Source organism: Burkholderia sp. Bp8994, from assembly GCF_003853805.1.
Lineage (GTDB): Bacteria > Pseudomonadota > Gammaproteobacteria > Burkholderiales > Burkholderiaceae > Burkholderia.
Window position 1 is genome coordinate 1 of record NZ_QTQH01000011.1, and the last position, 23803, is coordinate 23803.

Annotated in this window: 22 protein-coding genes and 1 pseudogene; 14 read left to right on the forward strand and 9 right to left on the reverse strand. The window is 68.3% G+C overall.

The genetic code is table 11. From position 1 onward, the window contains the following. The 8 genes and pseudogenes from DIE04_RS13620 to DIE04_RS13655 all read left to right on the forward strand — a co-directional run. Positions 1–158 (forward strand): annotated as a pseudogene (locus DIE04_RS13620) (aspartate aminotransferase family protein); the annotation flags it as partial. A 62-nt stretch (positions 159–220) separates the two neighbouring features. Then, the gene (locus tag DIE04_RS13625) at positions 221–1336 is read left to right on the forward strand and encodes a polyamine ABC transporter substrate-binding protein (RefSeq protein ID WP_124486634.1); all 1116 of its coding nucleotides are present in this window, start codon (positions 221–223) and stop codon (positions 1334–1336) included. Positions 1337–1524: 188 nt separating this feature from the next. Beyond that, positions 1525–2679, forward strand: coding sequence for an ABC transporter ATP-binding protein (locus DIE04_RS13630; protein ID WP_124486635.1), 1155 nt, complete (start codon positions 1525–1527; stop codon positions 2677–2679). Positions 2680–2689: 10 nt separating this feature from the next. Beyond that, positions 2690–3676, forward strand: a complete 987-nt coding sequence (locus DIE04_RS13635; RefSeq protein ID WP_124520605.1) for an ABC transporter permease subunit — start codon at positions 2690–2692, stop codon at positions 3674–3676. Continuing rightward, positions 3673–4512 carry an ABC transporter permease subunit gene (locus DIE04_RS13640; protein ID WP_044847895.1) on the forward strand — a complete coding sequence of 280 codons (840 nt, stop codon included), beginning with the start codon at positions 3673–3675 and terminating at the stop codon, positions 4510–4512. The genes DIE04_RS13635 and DIE04_RS13640 overlap by 4 nt, the downstream gene beginning before the upstream one ends. A gap of 102 nt (positions 4513–4614) precedes the next feature. Then, positions 4615–6189 carry a DUF3138 family protein gene (locus DIE04_RS13645; protein WP_124520515.1) on the forward strand — a complete coding sequence of 525 codons (1575 nt, stop codon included), beginning with the start codon at positions 4615–4617 and terminating at the stop codon, positions 6187–6189. 112 nt (positions 6190–6301) lie between these two features. Further along, positions 6302–7606: an FAD-binding oxidoreductase gene (locus DIE04_RS13650; RefSeq protein ID WP_124520516.1), complete on the forward strand. Its 1305-nt coding sequence runs from the start codon at positions 6302–6304 to the stop codon at positions 7604–7606. 25 nt (positions 7607–7631) lie between these two features. Then, positions 7632–8933 carry an FAD-binding oxidoreductase gene (locus DIE04_RS13655; protein ID WP_124520517.1) on the forward strand — a complete coding sequence of 434 codons (1302 nt, stop codon included), beginning with the start codon at positions 7632–7634 and terminating at the stop codon, positions 8931–8933. Between the two features lie 148 nt (positions 8934–9081). Here the strand turns inward: DIE04_RS13655 and DIE04_RS13660 are convergent, their stop codons facing one another. The 9 genes from DIE04_RS13660 to DIE04_RS13700 form a co-directional block, all read right to left on the reverse strand. Next, positions 9082–9756, reverse strand: a complete 675-nt coding sequence (locus DIE04_RS13660; protein ID WP_044847891.1) for a DUF799 domain-containing protein — start codon at positions 9754–9756, stop codon at positions 9082–9084. Between the two features lie 10 nt (positions 9757–9766). Next, positions 9767–10207 (reverse strand): DUF4810 domain-containing protein, encoded by a 441-nt coding sequence (locus tag DIE04_RS13665; protein ID WP_124520518.1) that lies wholly within the window; start codon positions 10205–10207, stop codon positions 9767–9769. A gap of 55 nt (positions 10208–10262) precedes the next feature. Next, entirely contained in the window at positions 10263–10934 is a 672-nt protein-coding gene (locus DIE04_RS13670) for a CsgG/HfaB family protein (RefSeq protein ID WP_185500359.1), read from the reverse strand. A gap of 451 nt (positions 10935–11385) precedes the next feature. Then, entirely contained in the window at positions 11386–12741 is a 1356-nt protein-coding gene (gor, locus tag DIE04_RS13675; RefSeq protein ID WP_124520519.1) for a glutathione-disulfide reductase, read from the reverse strand. Positions 12742–12985: 244 nt separating this feature from the next. Continuing rightward, positions 12986–13210, reverse strand: coding sequence for a hypothetical protein (locus DIE04_RS13680; protein ID WP_014895816.1), 225 nt, complete (start codon positions 13208–13210; stop codon positions 12986–12988). A gap of 375 nt (positions 13211–13585) precedes the next feature. Continuing rightward, positions 13586–14707, reverse strand: a complete 1122-nt coding sequence (locus DIE04_RS13685; protein WP_044847888.1) for a porin — start codon at positions 14705–14707, stop codon at positions 13586–13588. Positions 14708–15067: 360 nt separating this feature from the next. Next, entirely contained in the window at positions 15068–15877 is an 810-nt protein-coding gene (locus DIE04_RS13690) for a YoaK family protein (protein ID WP_124573047.1), read from the reverse strand. 58 nt (positions 15878–15935) lie between these two features. Then, entirely contained in the window at positions 15936–16463 is a 528-nt protein-coding gene (locus DIE04_RS13695) for a chromate transporter (RefSeq protein ID WP_124520521.1), read from the reverse strand. After that, positions 16463–17074, reverse strand: coding sequence for a chromate transporter (locus DIE04_RS13700; RefSeq protein WP_124520522.1), 612 nt, complete (start codon positions 17072–17074; stop codon positions 16463–16465). Before DIE04_RS13700 ends, DIE04_RS13695 begins: the two co-directional genes overlap by 1 nt. Before the next feature lie 96 nt (positions 17075–17170). Between DIE04_RS13700 and DIE04_RS13705 the strand changes: the two genes are divergently transcribed. The 6 genes from DIE04_RS13705 (at position 17171) to DIE04_RS13730 (ending at position 23793) form a co-directional block, all read left to right on the forward strand. Next, a complete protein-coding gene (locus DIE04_RS13705; protein ID WP_124520523.1) occupies positions 17171–18055 on the forward strand; it encodes a transcriptional regulator GcvA in 885 nt (294 codons plus the stop codon). An 888-nt stretch (positions 18056–18943) separates the two neighbouring features. Beyond that, on the forward strand, positions 18944–19450 hold the full coding sequence (locus DIE04_RS13710; RefSeq protein WP_124520524.1) for a spore coat U domain-containing protein: 507 nt from the start codon (positions 18944–18946) through the stop codon (positions 19448–19450). 97 nt (positions 19451–19547) lie between these two features. After that, positions 19548–20300 carry a molecular chaperone gene (locus DIE04_RS13715; RefSeq protein WP_124520525.1) on the forward strand — a complete coding sequence of 251 codons (753 nt, stop codon included), beginning with the start codon at positions 19548–19550 and terminating at the stop codon, positions 20298–20300. 25 nt (positions 20301–20325) lie between these two features. After that, on the forward strand, positions 20326–22629 hold the full coding sequence (locus DIE04_RS13720; protein WP_260426207.1) for a fimbria/pilus outer membrane usher protein: 2304 nt from the start codon (positions 20326–20328) through the stop codon (positions 22627–22629). Continuing rightward, positions 22626–23132 carry a spore coat U domain-containing protein gene (locus DIE04_RS13725; RefSeq protein ID WP_124520526.1) on the forward strand — a complete coding sequence of 169 codons (507 nt, stop codon included), beginning with the start codon at positions 22626–22628 and terminating at the stop codon, positions 23130–23132. Before DIE04_RS13720 ends, DIE04_RS13725 begins: the two co-directional genes overlap by 4 nt. 73 nt (positions 23133–23205) lie before the next feature. After that, positions 23206–23793: a hypothetical protein gene (locus tag DIE04_RS13730; RefSeq protein ID WP_124520527.1), complete on the forward strand. Its 588-nt coding sequence runs from the start codon at positions 23206–23208 to the stop codon at positions 23791–23793. The last annotated feature ends 10 nt before the right edge of the window (positions 23794–23803 follow it).

Genomic DNA, 23803 nt, shown 5'->3' on the forward strand with positions numbered 1-23803 from the left:
GCGACTTCTGCTTCAACGGCAACCTGATCATGCGCGCGACCGGCGACCGGATGCTGCTGTCGCCGCCGCTCGTGATTTCGCGTCAGGAAATCGATGAACTCGTATCGAAGGCGAAGAAGGCCGTCGATGCGACCGCCCAGCAACTGGGCCTTTCGTAACGACTTTGCCTACAGGCGTGCGGCGGGTGCCGCGCGCCGCCATAACCCAGGGGAATTCCACCATGCGTGCCTGCTTTCTTCGCCAAGCCTGTTCCATCGCGGCCCTTGCCGCGGTGGCCGCGTTCACGTCGGTCGCCAGCCCGTCGGCGCATGCCGACGAGCTGAACGTCTACAACTGGTCCGACTACATCGCACCCGACACGATCCCGAACTTCCAGAAGCAGACGGGCATCCACGTCAAGTACGACAACTACGACAGCGACGACACGCTGCAGGCGAAGCTGCTGGCGGGCAGCTCGGGCTACGACATCGTCGTGCCGACCTCGAACTACATGGCCAAGCAGATCCAGGCCGGCGTGTACCAGAAGCTCGACAAGTCGAAGATCCCGAACCTCGCGAACCTCGACCCGCTGCTGATGAAGATGATCTCGGACGCCGATCCGGGCAACCAGTACGGCGTTCCCTGGGCCTACGGCACCGACGGCATCGGCTACAACGCGCAGGCGGTGAAGAAGGCGCTCGGCGACAAGGCGCCCGTCGACAGCTGGGCGCTGGTGTTCGACCCGGCCAACATGGAAAAGCTGAAGAGCTGCGGCGTGTCGTTCCTCGACCAGGCCGTCGACGTGTTCGCGGCCACGCTGCAGTACATGGGCAAGGATCCGAACAGCAAGAACCCCGGCGACTACCAGGCTGCGTTCGAAGTCCTGAAGAAAGTCCGCCCGTACATCACCCAGTTCAACTCGTCCGGCTACATCAACGACCTCGCGAACAACGACGTGTGCGTCGTGCTCGGCTGGTCGGGCGACGTCGGCATCGCGCACCGCCGCTCGTCGGAGGCGAAGCGCCCGTACGACATCAAGTTCTCGAACCCGAAGGAAGGCGGCCTGCTGTGGTTCGACGTGATGGTGATCCCGAAGGATGCACCGCACCCCGAGGCCGCGCTGAAGTGGATCAACTACGTGTCCGACCCGAAGGTCAATGCGGCGATCACCAACACGGTGTTCTACCCGACCGCGAACAAGGCCGCGCACCCGTTCGTCACGCCGGCCGTCGCGCAGGATCCGACCGTCTATCCGCCCGAGGACGTGCTGAAGAAGATGGTGCTGATGAAGCCGATGCCGGCCGACATCCTGCGCCTCGAGAACCGTCTGTGGGCGCAGCTGAAGACGGGCCACTGATCACGAACCATCACGGCGGCGCAGGCATCGGCTGAACGCCTGCCCGCCAGAGATCCGCGGACGCTTCGTCCGCCCGCGCGCACCGCGCGCTGTTCCATCCGGCACGAGCCGTTGTCCGCGAGTCGCGTTGTACGCCTCGCGCGGGAACGCTCACGCCTGCAATCCGTGAAGAACGAATGGTGACTCCCATGCAATCGATACCCTCTTCCGCTGCCGCACGCCACACCCAACCGGCCGCCGCGGCCCGCACGAAGAACGATGCGTTCGTGCGCATCGAAAACGTCGTGAAGAAGTTCGGCGACAGCACGGCCGTCGACAACGTGAACCTGACGATCGCGAAGAACGAGCTGTTCGCGCTGCTCGGCAGCTCCGGCTGCGGCAAGTCGACGCTGTTGCGCATGCTCGCCGGGCTCGAGACGGCGACCTCCGGCAAGATCTTCGTCGACGGCGAGGACCTCGCGTCGCTGCCGCCGTACCGCCGCCCGGTCAACATGATGTTCCAGTCGTATGCGCTGTTCCCGCACATGTCGGTCGAGTCGAACGTCGCGTTCGGGCTGAAGCAGGAAGGCACGCCGAAAAACGAGATCAAGGAACGCGTGGCCGACGCGCTCGCGCTGGTGCAGATGAGCAAGTACGCGAAGCGCAAGCCGCACCAACTGTCCGGCGGCCAGCAGCAGCGCGTCGCGCTCGCGCGCTCGCTGGTGAAGCGCCCGAAGCTGCTGCTGCTCGACGAGCCGATGTCCGCGCTCGACAAAAAGATCCGCCAGAAGACCCAGCTCGAACTGGTGAACATCATCGAGAAGGTCGACGTGACCTGCGTGATGGTCACGCACGACCAGGAAGAGGCGATGACGATGGCGAGCCGCCTCGCGGTGATGAGCGAAGGCAAGATCGTGCAGATCGGCACGCCGGGCGAAGTGTACGAATACCCGAACAGCCGCTTCTCGGCCGAGTTCATCGGCTCGACGAACCTGTTCGAAGGCCGGGTGGTCGAGGACGAACCCGATCACATCTTCGTCGAAAGCGACGACCTCGAGGCACGCATGTACGTGAGCCACGGCGTGACCGGCCCGCTCGGGATGCCGGTCGGCATCTCGGTGCGGCCGGAGCGCGTGCACGTATCGCGCGAGAAGCCGGGCTCGCATCACAACTGGGCGCGCGGCGTGGTGACCGACATCGCGTACATGGGCGCCTACTCGCTGTATCACGTGCGTTTGCCGAGCGGCAAGACGGTCGTGTCGAACCTGTCGAGTTCGCACCTGATGCACGACAGCGCGCCGGCGTGGAACGACGACGTGTTCGTGTCGTGGTCGCCGGCCAGCGGCGTCGTGCTGACGCAGTGAGGACGACATGATGAGAACTTCCGCCTCCACTCCGTCCGCGCCGGTTTCGACCGGTACCGCCGCAACGACACAGGCTTCGAAGCGCCGCAGCCGCTTCGCCGCGCTGTCGCGCTTCCTGCCGTCGGGCCGCGGCGTCGCGATCGGCGTGCCGTTCCTGTGGCTCGTGATCTTCTTCGCGCTGCCGTTCGTGCTGGTGTTCAAGATCAGCTTCGCCGACCAGGTGATGGGGATCCCGCCGTACACGTCGCTCGTCGAGATCAAGGACGGCGTCGTGCACTTCGCGCTGCAGCTGTCGCACTACGCGTTCCTGCTGCAGGACGACCTGTACATCGCGACCTATCTCAGCTCGCTGAAGATGGCCGCCGTGTCGACGCTGCTGTGCCTGCTGATCGGATTCCCGATGGCGTACTACATCGCACGCTCGGAGCCGGGCCGGCGCAACGTGCTGATGATGGCCGTGATGCTGCCGTTCTGGACGTCGTTCCTGATCCGCGTGTACGCATGGATCGGGATCCTGAAGGATGACGGCCTCCTGAACCACACGCTGATCGCGCTCGGCATCATCCACACCCCGCTGCGCCTCTATCACAGCGACGCGGGCGTCTACATCGGGATGGTCTATTCGTACCTGCCGTTCATGGTGATGCCGCTCTACGCGCACCTCGTGAAGATGGACCTCACGCTGCTCGAGGCCGCCTACGACCTCGGCGCGAAGCCGTGGGTCGCGTTCACGCGCATCACGCTGCCGCTGTCGAAGAACGGGATCATCGCCGGCAGCCTGCTGGTGTTCATCCCGGCAGTCGGCGAGTACGTGATTCCGGAACTGCTCGGCGGCGCCGACACGCTGATGATCGGCCGCGTGATGTGGGATGAATTCTTCAACAACATGGACTGGCCGATGGCGTCCGCGGTGACGGTCGCGATGGTGCTGCTGTTGCTGGTGCCGATGGCGCTGTTCCAGTACTACCAGGTCAAGGAACTGGAGGAAGCGAAATGATCAAGCCGAGCAAACCGCTGTCGACGGGCGTCCTCGCCTTCGGCTTCCTGTTCCTGTACATCCCGATCATCAGCCTGGTCGTGTACTCGTTCAACGAGTCGAAGCTGGTGACGGTGTGGTCGGGCTTCTCGCTGAAGTGGTACGCGGCGCTGTGGCAGGACGACGAGCTGCTCACCGCCGCGTGGCTGTCGCTGAAGATCGGCCTCCTGACGGCCACCGCGTCGGTCGTGATCGGCACGTGGGCGGGCTTCGTGCTCGCGCGCTTCGGCCGCTTCAAGGGCTTCACGCTGTACACGGGGATGATCAACGCGCCGCTGGTGATTCCGGAGGTGATCCAGGGGATCTCGCTGCTGCTGCTGTTCGTTGCGCTGGAGCAGATGTTCGGCTGGCCGAAGGGCCGCGGGATGGTGACGATCTGGATCGGCCACGTGATGCTGTGCGTGTCGTACGTGGCGATCATCGTGCAGTCGCGCGTGAAGGAGATGAACAAGTCGCTGGAGGAAGCCGCGCTCGACCTGGGTGCGACGCCGCTGAAGGTGTTCTTCGTGGTGACGCTGCCGCTGATCTCGCAGGCGCTGCTGTCGGGCTGGCTGCTGTCGTTCACGCTGTCGATCGACGACCTGGTGCTGTCGGCGTTCCTGTCGGGGCCGGGCTCGACCACGCTGCCGCTGGTGGTGTTCTCGCGCGTGCGGCTCGGGCTGAACCCGGAAATGAACGCACTGGCGACGCTGTTCATCACCGCGGTGACGATCGGCGTGATCGTCGTGAACCAGATGATGATCGCGCGCGAACGGCGCCGGGTGGCCGACATGAAGGCGGCGTTCGCGGCGGCCTGACGCCCCGCTTCCCTTTTCATCGATAACAAGACCCGCGCGCCGCGAGAAGCGGCGCGCGGGCCGATCACAGATTGACCAAGCGCACGACAAGGAGAATCCGCAATGAAGAAGAAACTGATCTGCCTGCTGGTGGCCGGCGCGTTGCCCGGCATCGCGCTGGCCGACTCGACCTCCGCCGAAATCAAGGCACTGCAGGCGCAGGTCGCCGCGCTGCAGAAGCAGATGAAGGCCATGCAGGCGCAACTCGCCGCGAAGCCGGGCGGCACCCCGGTCGCGCAGGCCGGCGCGACGATCGCGGCTAAGCCGGTGATCGTGGCCGCAGACCCGTCCTCGCCGGACTACGGCAAGGCTCAAGCCACGCTGACCAACGACGAAGTCAGTGAAATGAAGCAGCAGATCGCGAACCAGCAGCTGAAGGTCGACTCGCTGACGGACGCGGCCAACACCGGGCCGCTCGCGGGCCTGTCGGTCACCGGCTACATCGACCCGACCTACATCTACAACCGCGCGGCCGGCACGTCGTCGTTCCTGTTCGCGAACCACGAGAACGCGTACAACTACTTCAACAGCACGTTCGGCGATCTCTACCTCGACATCAAGAAGACCTTCGGCGTCGGCCCGATGGCGCCGTCGGCGGAGATCACGCTGATGCCGAACCGCGGCAACGGCATCACGCTGCTGCAGAACTCGCGCGGCTCGATCACCGACAACCTGCTGAACACCGCGGTCGTCAACGTGCCGATCACCGCCGAGACGACGCTGGTCGCCGGCTTGATCCCGAGCTTCGGCGGCTACGAGGTGCAGCAGTCGAACCAGATGCTCACGCTCACGCACAACCTGCTGTACGATTTCTCGGATCCGGGCAGCTACGTCGGTGTCGGCGCGAACTACACGAAGGGCGCCTGGGCGTGGAAGTTCTTCCTCGGCAACGAGCAGTACCGCACGTACGGTTCGGTCACGCAGACGGGCACCAACGCGCTCGGCGACCCGATCTCCACCAGCAACAAGGTGCCGACCTTCACCGCGCGCGCGGACTACACGTGGTCGAGCGCGCTCGACATCGGCGGTTCGTTCAACATCGGGCGGCAGACGCTGGCGAGCGCGATCGACGACCAGGGCAACGTCCACTACGGCCCGGGCGGCGCGGCACCGAGCGCCTACGGTTCGTTCTTCTTCGGCGAACTCGACGCGACCTACACGCTCGCCGACATTCAGTACAACGCCGAAGTCGACTACGGCCGACAGCAGCATGCGGCGTTCAACGGCGGGCTCGCGCAGTGGTACGGCCTGTCGCTGCTCGCGCACCGCAAGTTCAACGCGCCGGTGGTCGGCCGCATGGGCGTGACGCTGCGCTACGACCTGCTCGCCAACTCGAAGAACGGCGGCGGCGGCGGCGGTATCGCGCTGAACGGCAACGGGATGGATCCGAGCAACGGCTTCGGCGTCGACGCGGACTGTCTCGCGCAGTCGAAGGCCGGCGGCGGCCTGGGCTTCGAGTGCAAGGGCGCGGTGCGCCAGGACGTCGCACTCGACCTGCTGTTCTATCCGACCCAGCAGATCACCGTGAAGGTCGAATACCGGCACGACTGGGCGAACAACAAGGTGTTCCTGCGCAACGACGGTTCGTACGGCAAGTCCAACGACCTGCTCGCGACGCAGTTCATCTATTCGTTCTGATGCGGGCCGCGCGGGACGCCCTGCCGCGCGCATGGCGTCCCGCATCGTTTCACCCGGCCGGATCGCGGTGCGTCGCGCACCGGCGCCGGCCGTCTTCGACGGAGTCGGTTTGATGACGCAGTCTTTCACCCGCCGCGCCGACGCGCTCGCGCGCGACTCGTACTACGAAGCAACCGCCACGCGCCCCGTGGCCGACGACCCCGTGCTCGAGGAAGCGATCGACGTCGACGTGTGCGTGATCGGCGCGGGCTTCGCGGGCCTGTCGACGGCGCTCGATTGCCGTGCGCGCGGGCTGTCGGTCGCCGTGATCGATGCGCATCGGCCCGGCTGGGGCGCATCGGGCCGCAACGGCGGACAGGCGATCACGGGTTTCGCGAAAGACGAGGTGATCGAGCAGCAGCTCGGCGCCGCCGGCGCACGCGCCGCGTGGTCGCTGTCGCTCGACGGCGTCGCGCTGATCGCCGAGCGGATCGCGCGCCACGGCATCGACTGCGACTTCACGCGCGGCTACCTGACGGTCGCGACCAAGCCGCGCCGCATCGACGACCTGCGCGCCTGGATGGATGCCGCGCGCTCGCGCTGGGGCCATCCGTCGCTGTCGTGGCTCGATACCGGCGAAATCCGCGCGCGCATCGCGTCGCCGCGCTATCTGGCGGGCGTCTACGATCCGCTGTCGGGCCACCTGCATCCGCTCAAGTATTGCCTCGGCCTCGCCGAGGCCGCGCGCCGCGAAGGCGTCGCGCTCCACGCGCACACGCCCGCGCTCGACGTCGTGCGCGGCGCCCGGCCGGTGGTGCGCACGCCGTCGGGCGAGGTGCGCTGCCGCTTCGTCGTGTCGTGCTGCAACGCGGGCCCCGGCGGCATCCTGCCGGCCGCGACCGCCGCGCGCATCGCGCCGGTCGCGTCGTACATCATCGCAACCGAACCGCTCGGCCGCGCGCGCGCCGACGCGCTGATCGCGCAGCGCGAAGCCGTGTGCGACAACAACTTCTTCCTCGACTACTTCCGGCTGTCGGCCGACCACCGGATGCTGTTCGGCGGCCGTGCGAACTCCGCGGGCGCGTCGCCCGACACGCTCGCCGACACGATCCGGCAGCGCATGGTCGGCGTGTTCCCGCAGCTCGCCGACGTGCGCGTCGACCACGCGTGGGGCGGCTTCGTCGACGTCACGCGCAACCGCGCGCCGGACTTCGGCGCGCTCGATCCGAACTTCTTCTACGTCCAGGGCTTCAGCGGGCACGGCGTCGCGCTGACCGGCATCGCCGGACGCGCGATCGCTGGCGCGATCGCGGGCGACACGCGCGCGTTCGACCTGTTCGCGCAGCTGCGCCACCGGCGCTTTCCCGGCGGCGACGCATGGCGGCAGCCCGCGCTCGAACTCGGGATGCTGTATCACCGCGTGCGCGAGCTGTTCTGAGTCCCCTTCATTCGTTTTCCTGATCATGCAGACATTCGCCAACCAGCCGCACGTCGCGTCGTACTACGCGGCGACCGCCAACGATACGACCCGCCATGCGCCGCTCGCCGGCGCGACCGACGCCGACGTGTGCGTGATCGGCGCGGGCCTCACCGGCTTGTCCGCCGCGCTCAACCTCGCCGAGCGCGGCCATTCGGTGACGGTACTCGAGGCATCGCGGGTCGGATGGGCGGCGAGCGGGCGCAACGGCGGCCAGCTGATCGGCGGCTTTGCATGCGACATCGACACGTTCGGCAACTTCATGCCGGAAGGCGACGTGAAGCGGATCTGGGACATGGGGCTCGAAACGCTGTCGCTCGTGAAGTCGCGCATCGCGAAGCACGACATCGACTGCGCGCTCGTGCCCGGCTACCTGACCGCCGCGAACACCGAGCGCGACGCGGATGCGCTGAAACGCTGGCGCGACGAGGCCGCGAAGCGCTTCGGTTACGACCGCTTTCATTTCGTCGAAGCGGACGAACTCGGCGACTACGTGCAATCGGCGCGCTATCGCGGCGGCCTGTACGACCCCGACAGCGGCCACCTGCATCCGCTGAACTACACGCTCGGGCTCGCGCGCGCGGCCGCCGACGCGGGCGTGCGGATCCACGAGGACAGCTGCGTGACGCGCGTGCGCGACGTGTCGGGCGGCCACGTCGTCGAGACCGGCCAGGGGCAGGTGCGCGCGCGCTTCGTGGTGCTCGCGTGCAACACGTACGTCGGCACGCTCGCGCCCGCGCTGTCGAAGAAGATCATGCCGGTCGGCACCTACGTGATCGCGACCGAGCCGCTCGGCGCGGCGCGCGCCGCCGTGCTGATGCCCGCGCGCGCGGCGATCTGCGACAGCCGCTTCGTGCTCGACTATTTCCGGCCGGCGCCCGACACGCGGCTCGTGTGGGGCGGCAAGGTCAGCTATTCGACGCGGGAGCCGCGCAATCTCGCCGACGCGATGCGCGCGGACATGCTGAAGACGTTCCCGCAGCTCGCGGACGTGAAGGTCGACTACGCATGGGGCGGCTTCGTCGACATCACGATGAACCGCGCGCCGCACTTCGGGCGCGTCGCGCCGACGCTGTATTTCGCGCAGGGTTTCTCGGGGCACGGCGTGAACACGACCGCGCTCGCGGGCAAGCTGATCGCCGAGGCGATCGACGGCCAGGCGAGCCGCTTCGACCTGTTCGGCAAGATCCGGCATCGCGACTTCCCCGGCGGCGCGACGCTGCGCACGCCGGCGCTGGTGCTCGCGATGAGCTGGTACCGGCTGCTCGACGCGTTCGGCATGCATTGAGCGGCGGCGCACGGCACGACGCACGCGACGTACCGGCCACGCAAAACGGCCGCGCAAGCGCGGCCGTTTCATCGAATCTCGCGGCTTCGGCACGGCATGCAGGCGACCTTGCCTGCCCGACGCGCCGAAGCCGAGGTCCGCGCGCCGGTCAGTCGGTCCCGTACTTCGGCGAACGCGGCCCGTACAGCAGCCCGTTCGGCGGCCCCGCGGACAGCAGCCTGCTGCTCGTCAAACCGGCCACATCGTGCGCTTCGTCGGTCAGCGAATGCGCGACCTGCTTGACGGCCGCCTGCACCAGCATCCCGACGACCCCGAACGCGTTGACGCTCATGTTGTTGCCGACTTCCTTGCCGGTCGCACGGCCCTCGCCCTGCCACAGCACGTCGCCGGTCTTCAGGTCGACGAGCTTCGCCGACGCCGCGACCACCGTCGTGCTGTCCACCACCTGGTAGACGGATCCGTATTGCGTGATCTTCGCGTACAGCGCGGCGTCCGCGCCGAAGATTTCGCGCAGCTTCGCCGGCGACGTGCCCTGGATTTCCGCGGCGTTCGTGAGGCCGTTCTGCTTGAACGTCTCGTCCATCACCGCGACCGGCACCACGTAGTAGCCCGACTCGGCCAGCGGCTGCGTCATCTGCGACAGCACACCGTAGGTCGCGCCGACATCGGTCGTCTCGTTGAGCGGCGGCAGCACGAGGATCGAGCGCGGCTGGCTCTTCTTGAAGGCCGTGTAGTCGGGGCGTTTGACGGGCTGCGCGCACGCGCTCAACAGCGCGACGATCGACAGTACGGACAGCAGCTTGAATGAAAGTGTCTTGATCATGGCAGGCACGTCACTGTTTGGCGGGAGTCGGATCGGCATTCTTCTGGCCGGCGATCGTCTGGCCGGCGGCCGACGGATTCGCGGCCTTCGCGGCCTTCGCGTCGCCGGCTTTCTTCTTCATCAGGAAATCCATGAACGACGCGGATTCCGGAAAGAGCGCCTTCTCGGCCTGGAATTCCTGCGCGGCCTGCTGTTCGCTGCCGACGCTCGCGTAGAGCATCCCGAGATGCGCATGGAAGCCCGGCGGCGGCGTCTTGCCCTTCGCGCGAATCTCCTGCAGCGCCTTTTCGAGCGCGTCGATCTGCTCCTGCGGGGACTTCTGCCCCTTGAAGTATTCGTACACCTGCGGCTGATAGCCGTTCCATTGATAGAGCGGCGGCGTGGTCGGCGCCGCGCAGCCCGCGAGCAGCATGACGGCCGCCGTCGCCGGCAGCCAGATTCCCCGTTTCATGGTCTTGTCTCTTCTGGTTGGTGAATGATTCGTCGCGCCGTACTGCGCACGGCGCCTACTGCGGTGCCTTCAGCGTGCCGGCGTCGACCTGGTCGACGAGATGATTCACGGCTTCCTGGATCGCGAGGTCCAGCACCTTGCCGTTGAGCGTCGAGTCGTAACCGGCCGTGCCGCCGAAGCCGATCACTTCGCGGTTCGACAGGCTGAACTCGCCCGCGCCCTGGCTCGACGCGACGACTTCCGACGTCGTCGTGTCGACGATGTTCAGGTTGACCTTCGCATACGCGACCTGCGTCTTGCCGCGGCCGAGAATACCGAACAGCTGGTGATCGCCGACGTCCTTGCGGCCGAACTCCGTCACGTCGCCGGTCACGACGTAGTTCGCGCCCTTCACCGCCTGCGCCTTCTTCATGAAGCCGGCTTCCTGCTTGATCTCGTCGAGGTTCTCGCGATCGAGCACGTTGAAACGGCGGCTCTGCTGCAGGCGCGTGACGAGGATCGTCTTCGCCTGTCCGCCGAGGCGGTCGATGCCGTCCGAGAAGATGCCGCGCATGTAGCTCGAGCGGTTGTCGAACTTGCCGACCGCGATCGCGACGGGCTTGCCCGCGTACGGCTTCTGCGCGCTGCTCACGGCCGGCACGTCGAGCGTGCGCGACGACTCGGTCGCGCAGCCGGACAGCGCCGCGACGAGCGCCGCCGCCACGAGAACGGTGCGTCGTGTCTGAATGTTCACTGCGGGTCTCCTTACGTGAAAAGATTGCCCGGAACGGGCTCGCCGGCTTGCCGACAAACCGGCGGTCGATGCGATGATCGAAGCGGCCGGGGCGCGCATCGGCGCGCGCGCGACTTCATCGCCCGGACGGCGATGGAGATGGCGGCATGCGAAGGGAAATTGCACGCAACGGACGTGTTGCGGCGAGACGCGAACGCGCGGCGCATGGATCGACGACCCCGCTTGCGCCGGCTACCGCGTGATTCTGGTTACTGCGCTGTTGATCGCGCATGATCGGCCCCGTATATGATTTTGGCCGATCATACCAAGTCTGATTGTCGAGACGGGATTTCTTTAGAAGAATTGACGATCTTTACAAATCGCCGCGGATCCGTGGTGCGTCACACGCCAGCGGAGCGTGTGCGGGACGCCCGCGCCGGCCCGCGAGCCGGCGCGCCGCTGGCGGTCAGTCGGCCACCTTCTGCCGCATCGTCACGAACTCCTCGGCCGCGGTGGGGTGAATGCCGATCGTATCGTCGAATTGCGCCTTCGTCGCGCCCGCGCGAATCGCGATCGCGATGCCCTGGATGATCTCGCCCGCGTCGCGGCCGACCATGTGCGCGCCGATCACGCGCTGGCTGTCGCGCGCGACCACCAGCTTCATCAGCGTGCGCTCGTTGCGGCCCGACAGCGTGTGGCGCAGCGCCTTGAAGGACGTGCGGTAGATGTCGACGTCACCGTGCACGCGACGCGCATCGGCCTCGGTCAGGCCGACCGTCGCGACCTCCGGCTGGCTGAACACGGCCGACGGGACGTAATCGTGATCGGCCGCGACGCGTGCGCCGCCGAACAGCGTGCGCGCGAGCAGCGCGCCGTCGCGCGTCGCCACCGGCGTGAGCTGCGGCCGCGACGTGACGTCGCCGAGCGCATGGATCGAAGGCACCGACGTCGCCGAATACGCATCGACCGCGATCGCGCCGCGCGCGTCGAGCATGACGCCCGCGCGCTCGAGGCCGAGCCCTTCGACGTTCGGCACGCGGCCGGTCGCATAGAGCACCGCGTCGTACGGCCCGTGCTGCGCGTCGCCGACGTGCACGGAGAGCGTGCCGTCGTCCGCGCGCGCGATCGACTCGACCACCGCGCGCGCGTGGATCGCGACGCCCTGCTTCGTCATTTCGTCGGTGAGGAACTGGCGCACGTCGTCGTCGAAGCCGCGCAGGATCTTCTCGCCGCGATAGAACAGATCGACCTGGCTGCCGAAGCCGTTGAAGATGCCGGCGAACTCGACCGCGATATAGCCGCCGCCGACCACCGCGATGCGCTTGGGGCACGCCGGGAGCGACAGCGCCTCGCGCGACGTGATCGCATGCTCGATGCCGGGACGGTGCGGCAGCGCCGGCCGCGAGCCGGTCGCGATCGCGATGTGGCGCGCGCGGATGGTGCGCTCGCCGATCGCGACCGTATGCGCGTCGACGAGGGTCGCGCGTCCTGCGTGCATCGCGACGCCGGATTGCCGCAGCAGGTCGATGTAGATGTCGCTGAGCCGGTTGATCTCGCGATCCTTCGCGGCGATCAGCGCGGACCAGTCGAGCGTGCCGGCGCCGAAGGTCCAGCCGAAGCCCTTCGCATCGTCGAGTTCGTGCGGATAGTGCGATGCGTAGACGAGCAGCTTCTTCGGGATGCAGCCGCGCAGCACGCAGGTGCCGCCGATCTGCTCCTGTTCCGCTATGCCGACGCGCGCGCCGTATGACGCCGCCATCCGGGCGAGCCTCACGCCGCCGGAGCCGGCCCCGATGACGAACAGGTCGTAGTCGAAATCCATCGCAAGCCCTCATCGCAGTTCGGATGACGGCACGATAGCAAGATTCGGGAATTCGTGCGGAACGTGGCGCCGCAGGACGCGCGCGCCATAAAAAACGGCGAGAGACGTTGCCTCTCGCCGGTCAAACCGGCTGCCGGGTGTGCCATGCGTCACCGATCGACCACATGCCCGGCCTGCCGGCCGCGCGGCACCGGTCCGCCCGGATGCGCGAACGGCGCACCCGCGGCGGGACCAGCCGCCTTGCTCAGGCCTGCGACGTGTCGCTGCCGTCCGTCGCCTGCGTATCGTCTGCCTGCTGCGGCTGCTCTTCCTTCTTCTCGAGCATGCCTTCGATCGCCTCGGCGCCCTTGAAGCCGGCGACGGCCGCCGCCGCCTTGGTCAGCAGGCCCGCATCCGGATCGACCTTCTCCGCCGCCTCGACGGCTGCCACTGCGCCAGCGATTTCACCCACGGTGTTCAGGATACCCATCGTCATCCCCTTTCAAGAAATTCGTGAGCGCATCGTCCCACGAAAAAAAACCGGCGGACCGTGTTTGTCATCACCGGATACACAAGTTACGCACCAGGCCGGCCGCACGCGAAACGCGCGCCGGAACGACGCCCGCGCGTGCGTTGCGGCACGCGGCGGACCCTGCACGCAGCGTAGCGGAATCGCTTCGCGCGCACTGTCAAAGTATGTTCTGGAATGCCGACGGAACCCTTACGGGCGGCGTGTTCCCGATGGAGCAATCGCTGAATGGTCGTCTGCGCGCAGGAAGGCGCGTGGCGAAAAAAAAGAGGCTCCTTCCTGGAGCCTCTTCGATGCGCGCCGAACCGGGGCCGGCGCACGCGTTGACGATTTTCGTCAGAAGATATTGCGCAGGCCGATCGCGATGCCGGTCTGGTTGCTGCGACCCGGCAGCTCGACGTTCGCCGCGCCGTTCGTCTTGTTGAAGTCGACCGTGCCGTAGACTTCCGTGCGCTTGCTGAGCGCGTATTCGGCGATGCCGACGATCGCGTAGCGGTTTCCGCTCGCGAGCGTGCCGTTGGCGGTCATCGCGTTGCGCATGTGGTCGTAGTAGAACGCGCCCGTCAGCGTCAGCGGCGTGCTGACCTGCCAGCTCACGCCCGCGAACGGACCGTCGTCGATCCGGCCCGTGCCCTTCGCGACCGGAATCGACTGCTGCGCGAGCAGGCTGTCGACGAAACCGGTGTCGTCCTTCGAGCGCAGGTAGCCCGCATAGATCTTCGCCTTGCTGAACGCATACACGACGTTCGCGTGGTAGATCGTCTGCTTGCGTGCGGAGTTGTCGCTGTTCTGCTGCGCGCCGGCCGCGATGCTGAGCGGGCCCGTCACGTACGACAGCGACACGCCCCATGCGTTGCCCTTGCCGAGCGAGCCCGGGATCTGGCCCGAGAAGCCGCCGGCGCCGGTCGATTCGTAGTTGGTGCCCGTCGAGTACATCGCCTTCGCGGTCAGGCCCGCGAACGTGCCCGTGTACTTGATCTGGTTGTCCGCATACAGGCCGCCGCCGAGTGCGACCGGCAGCCATGCATTTTCGAGGTAGTTGCCGACCGTCAGCGGATCGTAGGTGTCCGACAGCAGGTCGAACAGCGGCGTCTTCTGGCGGCCGAGGGTCACCGTGCCGTACGGGCTGTCCAGGCCGACGTATGCCGCACGGTTGAACAGGCGGCCGCTGTCGGCGAATGCGCCGTTCTGCAGGTTCACGCCGCTTTCGAGCTTGAACACGGCCTTCAGGCCGCTGCCGAGGTCTTCCGTGCCGTAGATGCCGAAGCGGCTGTTGGTGATCGCGCCGTTGGACATCGACAGCAGGCCGTCGTTCTTGGCGTTCGCGTTGGTCAGGTAGCGAACGCTGACGTCGGCGACGCCCCACAGCGTGACCGAGCTTTGTGCTGCTGCGTACTGGCTGGCGAAGGCCAGCACCGCGCCCCCTGCGATGGCTGCGAGCCGGGTGGTCTGCTTCATGAGCTTTCCTTTTTGTAGGTGTCTCCATTCATGGCCGGCCGCGTGCGCAGCCGGGTGGCGATCGCGGACGCTCATGGCGCGCGCGATGTGGGCTGAATCATAAGACCAGTGCGCACGCCGAAAGAAATTGAAACGCGCGGTCGCGCGCGATTGTCGCCCTGGAACAACGTTTCCCGCGCCGGGCTTGCCTGTCGCGCGACGGATGCGGGTCGCGGCGATGGCGGGACGAAGGCTGGCGCTGTAAGGCGCGGCCGGAGCAACCGGTTTGCGCTGGGGCAGCGTGGCGGAGGGTGGCGCGATGAGCCGGTGATTCGGTCGCGCGGCGGACCGGCGGGCCGCATGGCGGCGGCCCTGCGCGCGTCAGGCCGGCCGCGGCGTCCCGCCGTCGGGGTTGCTGCCGTTGCTGCCGTTGCTGCCGTTGCTGCCGTTGCTGCCGTTGCTGCCGCGAACTTCGGCGCCCCCGTTGCCGGCCGCCCCATCGCCACTGTCACGCCCACCGCCCGCGCGCCGCCGCGCCCGCCGCACGATCTCCGCGAACGCACCGGCGAGCAGCAACACGGCGCCCCACAGCGCGACGTCCGGCACGAGCCGCGTCACGAGGCCGCCGACCACCGCGCCGGCCAGGAAGCAGAAGCTGATCGTCGCGAGCAGCGCCGAATCGTGCAGCGCGCCCGCGTCGTAGCGGGGAATCAGCCCGACGAACAGCTTCTGCGCGGCGCGCCGCAGGTTGCCGGTCGTCATCACCGACGTGTACGACAGTTCCTCGAGATGAGTAAACGACAGCGTCTGCAGCGTCGCGACGAACGAGATCCCGGGAATCAGCCACGCGCTCGACGCGCCGACGAGCCCGCTCGCGGCGACGCCGAGAAACGCGATCTCGACGATCAGGCTCGCGAACGCGGTGTGCCGCATCCAGCCGCGCTGCGCGGCGAGACCGAGCAGGTGCGCGACGAACACCGCGACCACGAAACCGCCGAGCGGCGGCACGTGATGCAGCGCGGCCGCCCATTCGCCGGCCGATACGTTGATGCCGAGCAGCGCGACGTTGCCGGTCATCGTGTTCGCGAACACGTGGCCGTGACCGACGTACGTGTACGCGTCGAGATAGCCGCCGGACAGCGTGAGCAGCGCGGCGACGGTGAGATTGCGGCTGGCGCCGTCGAGATCCATCAGGCCTCCCGTGAAGAGTCGCGCCAGTATCGCGCACGGGAGGCCGGTTGTGCGCCGCTCACTGGCCGATGCCGGTGAGCCCGATCAGCGCGCCGGCCGCGAGCAGCCACAGCGGATGGATGCGCGTGCGCCACGCGAGCACCGCGCATGCGGCGGTGATGCCCCACTGGATCGCGGAGCGGTTCGACGCTTCCGAGATCAGCACCGCGCTGGCCGCGACGAGCCCGGCCGTGACCGGCATCAGCCCCTGTTGCACGTAGCGGCGCCACGGCCGGTCGCGAAAGCGCTCCCACGCGTGCAGCGCGAGCACCGTGACGATCGACGACGGCCCGAACTTCGCGATCGATGCGACCAGCAGCCCGGCCCAGCCGGCCACATGCCAGCCGACCAGCGGCACGATCATCATGTTCGGCCCCGGCGCGGCCTGCGCGAGCGCGAACAGCGCGGTGAACGCGTGCGCGCTCATCCAGTGGTGCACGTCGACGACCTGCCGCTGCATCTCCGGCAGGATCGTGTTGCCGCCGCCGAATGCGAGCAGCGACAGCTGGCTGAAGATCGTCGCGATCGCGATCAGCGTGTCGTTCATCACCGGCCTCCGTCGCGCACGGCGGCGCGCTGCGGTGCCGGCGTCTCGCGGCGCCGCGACGCGAGCCAGATGCTCACGGGCGTCAGCACCAGCATCGCGCTCAGGAGCGGGATGCGCAGCACCGCGATCGCGGCGAATGCGAGGGCCGCGATGCCGGCCGCGGTGCGCGGCGCGTGCAGCAGCGGCTTCGCGACCTTCACGGCCATCGCGACGAGCAGGCCGGCGGCCGCGGCGGCGAGCCCGCCGAACAGGTGCTGCACGCGCGGATCGCCCTGCGTCTTCGCATACAGCACACCGAGCCCGACGACCACGAGCGTCGGGCCCGCGATCAGCCCGAGAATGCCGGCGAACGCGCCCGCGACGCCGCGAAAGCGCATGCCGACGGCGACCGACAGGTTGATCACGTTGCCGCCCGGCAGGAACTGGCACAGCCCGAGCAGATCGGTGAATTCGTCGGCGGTGAGCCATTTGCGGTCGTCGACGATCGTGCGCCTCGCGAACGGCAGCGCGCCGCCGAACGACATCAGGCCGAGCGACAGGAAGCCGGTGAACAGCTCGGCGAGGCCGACACGGCGTGGAGGCGCGGCAGGCGACGGAGAAACGGATTGCATGGGGCTCCTCATCAAACGATGCCCCGAGGTTACCGCCGTGCGGCACGCCGGCAAAACGATTTTATCGGCGCGTCCTTGTGATCTAGAATCACAAGCATGGCACGCGATCTCCCGCCCTTTTCCGCGCTTCGGGCCTTTGAAGCAGCGGCACGACATGAAAGCTTCAGCGCCGCCGGCGACGAGCTGCATGTGACTCATGGTGCCATCAGCCGGCAGATCGCCGGGTTCGAGGCGTGGCTCGGCAAGCCGGTGTTCCACCGCTACGGCAAGCGCGTGAAGCTCACCGACGAAGGCCGCCGCTATCTGGATACCGTCCGCGCCGCGTTCGACAGCATCGCGCTCGCCACCGAGCAGCTGCGCAACACCGGGGCCGCGCGCGTGCTGCGCATCAATGCGCTGCCGACGTTCGCGATGAAATGGCTGCTGCCGCGCCTGTCGCGGTTCCAGCGCGACGTGCCGAACGTCGAGCTGAAGCTGTCCACGTCGAACGCGCCGCTCGATGCGCTCGACGGTTTCGACGTCGCGATCCGCCGCGGCCCCGGCCACTGGCCGAACTGCACGAGCGGCCACTTCCTCGACGAAAGCGTGATTCCGGTCTGCAGCCCCGCGCTGCTCAAGCGCGCGCCGATCACCCGCGCGGACGATCTCGCGCGGCACGTGCTGCTGCATTCGGACACGCGGCCGGAAGGCTGGCGCGACTGGTTCGCGGCGGCCGGCGTGACGATGAAGGGGCGCAAGCGGCAGTCGTTCGACCACTTCTACCTGGCGCTGCAGGCAGCCGTCGACGGGCTGGGCGTCGCGCTCGGCCCGCTGCCGCTGATCGACGACGAGCTCGCGAGCGGGCGTCTGGTGATGCCGCTCGACGGGCCGCGCATCGCGACACGCAGCTACTGGTGGATCGCGCCGGGCACGCCGGCCGACGATCCGCTGGTCGCGCAGTTCTGCGCGTGGCTCGCAGCCCAGTCGAATGTGAACGCCTGACGCGTCGCCCCCCGCCCCCTGATCGAAACGGCCGCGATCCGCCGCCCCCCGCCTCCGCGCACGTTGCGGAAATGAAACCGAACCGCACGCGACGCGTGCGATTCCCCAGCGGAATCCCCGTCGCGCGGCCGCTGTATTTCCCCCTTCACTCCAGCCACCGCGTACCAGCCATGGCGAGCGGCCGACCAGCCCGCCGCCTCGCGTTTCACGGCTGAAACACTTCCGCCTCCGCCGCGTTGCACCGGCGCCATGCCGCGACCGCTCAGCCCCCGTTGGCGCGGCAGTCCGCGTGCTGGCCCGCTGTTTGCTGAGGCAACCGTGCACACAACGACACTGCACGGGCCAAGGGCTCGATGCAGGCGACAAACAATCATCAAGCGGGTCGGGGAAATCATGTCCAAACTCATATCGGCCGTCACACGGCTGCTGTCCATCATCACCGCTCCTGTCACGCATCCACTGATGCCGGCGGCGCGACTTCGCGCCGTGCCCGTCCGATGCGCGAACACGGCCCGCCCCGTCACCCGACGTCACGGCGCTCCGATCCGATAGGCGAATCCCCGGGAACCCGCTGCCAGGCGCATGCGCGCCAGGACGAGCCCTGCCGTTCGCGCGGGCATTGCCGCCCGCGCTCGCCCGCACGCCGACGTGCATGCGGGCGGCGACAGCCGCGCCTGACGTCCCGTGCGCCGCAGCGCCGCCAGGGTGCCGGGAGAGCGCGCCGGTCCGACTCCGCATCACACGACACGAAGGAGGTGCCCGCCCAGCCAGCGATCCGATTCAGACGCAGAGAAGACCTGTCGCGCATCCGGACCATCGAGCTTCCGTCCCGAACGACCCGCTCGCCGCACCGGCCGCGCTTTCCAGCCTTGAAGGGAGAAATTCATCATGACGCAGTCCTTACTGACCAAGGCGGCACTTGCCGCATCGCTCGCCTGCGCGGCCGTCACCGCATCGGCCGCACAGGCCAGCGCGACGTTCGGCGTATCGGCCACCGTCAACGCAACCTGCCTGATCGACTCGGCCGGCGCGTTGACCTTCCCCGCCTATACGCCGGGCACCGGCGATCAAGCCGCGCAATCGACGATCACGGTCCGCTGCACGAACGGCACGAACTTCAACATCGGCCTGAATGCGGGCACGACGTCCGGTGCCACGGTGACCAACCGCATCATGACGAGCGGCTCGAATCAGCTCAACTACTCGCTGTACCAGGATTCGAACCGCACGGTCGTCTGGGGCAACACGCCGCCGACCGATACCGTCAACGGCACCGGCCAGGGGATGGCAAGTGGCCAGGCGATCAGCAAGACCGTCTACGGCAAGGTGCCCGACCAGCCCAACGCGGTGCCCGGCAGCTACGCCGATACGGTGACGGTCACCGTGACGTTTTAGTGCCGCGCGGAGGGTGCGCCGCATCGCGGATGCGCGCGCCCCTCCCGGGCGGGATACGTCAACGCGCCGAAGCGCATCCCCTGGAGGTGGATCTGTGATGAAACCGAACGTGTGCAAACTCGCGACCTGGATCGCGGCCGTGACGCTCGCCGCCGCATGCGTCGACAGCCAGGCCACCGACTTCACCGTGTCTCCCGTTCGCGTCGAGCTCTCCGCCGCGCAACGGAGCGTCGCGCTCACGGTGAGGAACGAGTCGCCCGACCAGTCCGTCGTCGTCCAGCTGCGCACTGCGGCGTGGTCGCAGAACGCGGGCGACGACGTCTATGCGTCGACCGGCGACCTGATTGCGGCGCCGCCCATTTTCACGATCGCGCCCGGCAGTTCGCAGGTCGTGCGCATCGGCCTGCGGCACGCGCCGGGCGCGGACCGGGAAACCAGCTACCGGCTCTATCTGCAGGAGATTCCGCCGGCGCCGAAACCGGGCTTCGCCGGCGTGCAGATCGCGCTGGAGATGAGCCTTCCGATCTTCGTCAAGCCGGCCGCCGACACCGCCCCGCGGCTGCGCTGGAGCGCGGAGCCGCGACCGGGCGGCACGGGCATGCTCGCGCTGCGCGTGACCAACGACGGCACCGCGCATGCGCAGGTGGCGAACCTCGCGCTGTTCGCGCCGGGCAGCGATCGCCCCGTCGCCACGCATGCGGAATTCGCGTACGTCCTGCCGGGCCAGTCCCGCGAACTGATGTTCAAGCCCGGCGCCGGAGCCGCGCCGGCCGCTGCTTCCGGAATGCACCTGGTCGGCTACTCCGATGCGGGCGATATCGACTCCACGGTCGCGCCGAACGCGCGCTGACGCGGCGCTGCTGATCGCGATGCTCATGAGCGCGCAGACCACACTCGCGGAAGAGCGGCTTGTAGCGGCCCCGAGGGCACCGGCCGCGCAAGCGTCGCATGGCGCGGCGGCCGGCCCGGCCGAGCTGCTGTATCAGGTCGACATCAACCGCCAGGGGCTCGACGAGACCGCGTTGCTGATCAAGGCGGCCGACGGCGCGTTCTACGTGTCGGCCGACGACCTGAAGCGCTGGCGGCTCAGGCTGCCGGACGCCGCGCCGCTGGCCGGCAGCGACACGCCGTTCTACCCGCTGAACGCGATCGCGGGGCTCACGTACACCGTCGACGAGCGGAACCTGACGATGGCGATCAGCGTCCCCGCGCAAGCGTTCGTCGGCGCGACCTTCGACGAGACCGACCGGCACCGCGCGAGCGCGGTCGAGCCGGGCATCGGCGGCTTCTTCAACTACGATCTGCTCGCCGAGCAGGCCGCCGGCCAGACGCACGGCTCGGGGCTGTTCGAGCTCGGCTTCTTCAACCGCTTCGGCGTCGGCGTCGGCACGTTCCTCGCTGACGAATCGGGCCCGACCCGGCGCCTGACCCGCCTCGAAACCACGTGGACGACCGATCGGCCCGGCCACCTCGCCAGCCTGCGCATCGGCGACGCGATCAGCCGTCCGGGCATGTGGGGCCGCGCGATCCGCTTCGGCGGCATCCAGTACGCGACCAATTTCGCGACGCAGCCCGGACTCGTCACGATTCCGCTGCAGGGCGTGAGCGGGCAGGCCGTGCTGCCGTCGACCGTCGACGTCTACGTCAACAACGCGCTGACTTCGACGCGCGAGGTGGCGCCCGGCCCGTTCGCGATCAACAACGTGCCGGTGGTGACCGGCCAGGGCGACGTGCGGGTGGTGGTGCGCGACGTCATGGGCCGCGAGCAGGTGATCACCCAGTCGTTCTATGCAAGCGCGAATCTGCTGAAGCAGGGCATGCAGGATTATTCGTACGAGGTCGGCAAGGAGCGGCGGGATTTCGGCCTCGCGAGCAACGACTACGGGCGCTGGTTCGCCAGTGCGACGCACCGGGTCGGCCTGACCGACCGGTTCACCGGCGAGATCCACGCGGAAGCCGAAGGGGCCCGGCAGAACCTCGGCATCGGCGGCGTGGTGCTGGCCGGGCCGCTCGGCGTCGTCAACGCGTCCGCGGCGGCGAGCCGCAGCGCCGACGGCCCGGGCGCACTGGCGACGATCGGCGCCGAGAGCCAGGCCGGCCTCGTCGAGATCGGCGCGCACGCGCAATGGGCGACGCCGCATTTCGCACAGATCGGGCTCGAGCCGGGCACGCTCGCGCCGAAGCTGCTGACGAGCGTCAACCTCGGCATCGGGATGGGCCGCTTCGGCTCGCTCGGGCTCGCGCACGTGTTCCTCGACAATCGCGACGGCTACAAGACCCAGTTGCTGTCGCTCAGCTACAGCGCGCAACTGGGTCGCTTCGGCTTCGCCAACGTCAGCGTCAGCAAGCCGCTGAGCGGCTCGGGCACGACGATCGTCGGCGTCGCGTGGACGATCCCGGTCGACAACCGGACGAGCGCATCCGTCACGCTGACGCACCAGCAGGGCGGCACCGAAATGCTCGCGCAACTGCAGCGCAGCCTGCCGGCCGGCGAAGGATTCGGCTATGCGCTGCAGGCCGGCAACGACACGCAGGACGCGAGCGCGACGCTGCAGACGCGCACCGGCACCTACAGCGTCGAGGCGGCTGCGTATCGCGGCCGCGCCGGCGTGCGCGCCAACGCCGCGGGCGGCATCGCGTTCGTCGACGGCACCGCGCGCCTGTCGCGACAGGTCACGGACAGCTTCGCACTGGTCAAGGTGCCGGGCTTCGCCAACGTCGGCATCCTCGCGGACAACCAGCTCGTCGCGCGTACCGACGCCAGCGGCGTCGCGCTGCTGCCGCGGCTGCGCGCGTACGAAAGCAACCCAATCTCGATCGAGCAGGTCGACCTGCCGTTCGACGCGACGATCGGCACGCTGAAGCTCGACGCGGTGCCCTACTTCCGCAGCGGCATGGCGCTCGTGTTCCCGATTACGCGCTCGCGCGGCGCGGTGCTGACGCTCGATCTCGAAAACGGCGCGCACCTGCCGGCCGGCGCGACCGTCACGATCGACGGGCAGAAGGACGTGTTTCCCGTCGGCCGCGACGGCGTCGTCTACGTGACCGGACTGTCGGCGCAGAACCGCCTGCATGCGGCGTGGCACGACCGGCAGTGCGACGTGACCGTGCGCTTTCCCGCCGGCGACGACCCGCTGCCGGACCTGGGCACCCATCTTTGCAAGGGAGTCACACCATGAGACATCGCAAGCATGACGGGCGGCCGGTCCGGCTCGCACGCTTTCGCGCGGCAGCCGCGGCGCTCGCGGCCGGTGCCGTCGTGCTGGCCGCGCTGCCCGCGCGCGCGGCAACGACCTGCACGATGAATGCGCCGTCGTCGATGGCATTCGGCACGTACGACACGATCAACGCGGCCACGTCCGCCGTCACGATCTCGGTGAACTGCACCGGCAGCGGCAACGCCACGCCGACGGTCACCGCGAGCCCGGGCGGCGGCACCTTCGCGAACCGCCTGATGACGCGGACCGGCAATACGCAGACGCTCGGCTACAACCTGTATCTCGACAGCGCGCATACGTCGATCTGGGGCGACGGCACGAGCGGCACGTCGGCGATTTCGTGGGGCAAGATCACGGGCGGCGGCACCTTCAACGCCACCGTGTACGGGCTGATCCGCGGTGGCCAGAACGCCGTGCCGGGCAGCTACGCGGACCACAACATCACGATCCTGTTCAACTACTAGGCGCGCCGGCGGCGCATGCGGTGCGCATGCCGCCGTCGATCGCCATCACGGACCCGGACAATGGGGGGCAGACATGAATCGAACCGAGACAGCGAGCGCCGCCGCATCGCGGCGCGCCCGATGCGCACGGACCCGCACGCGGCCGCTCGCGCTTCGGCGGGCCGGCGGCCGCGCGGGCGCCCGGCTCGCCGCGATGGCGGCGCTGTCGATCGCGCTGCTCGGCGCCGCGCCCGGCCATGCCGATGCGAAGCAGGCCAGCCGGTCGGTGCAGGTCGGCACGACGGTCCAGGCGTATGCGCGGCTCAACGCGACCAATCCGGCGAAGCTCGTGATCGCGAACAAGGACACGAGCATCGGCAACCTGGCCGTGCCGAACACCAGCAACCCGTCCGGGACGACGCTCGCGATCCAGACCAACGACCGGGCCGGCTACACGGTGCTCGTGCAGGTCGCCGCCGCCAGCCAGTCGCAGTTCAGTTCGATCGAGATCACCGGCTTCGGCGGCAAGGTCGTGCTGCCGGGCACGGGCGGCACGATCGCCGTGCCCTATACGGCGCTGAAGACGACGTTCACGCTGACCTACCGTTTCGTGTTCGCGCCGAAGGCAAAGGACGGAACCTTTGCCTGGCCGCTCACGTTTTCGGTGCAGCCGAACCCGTGACGCCCGCGAC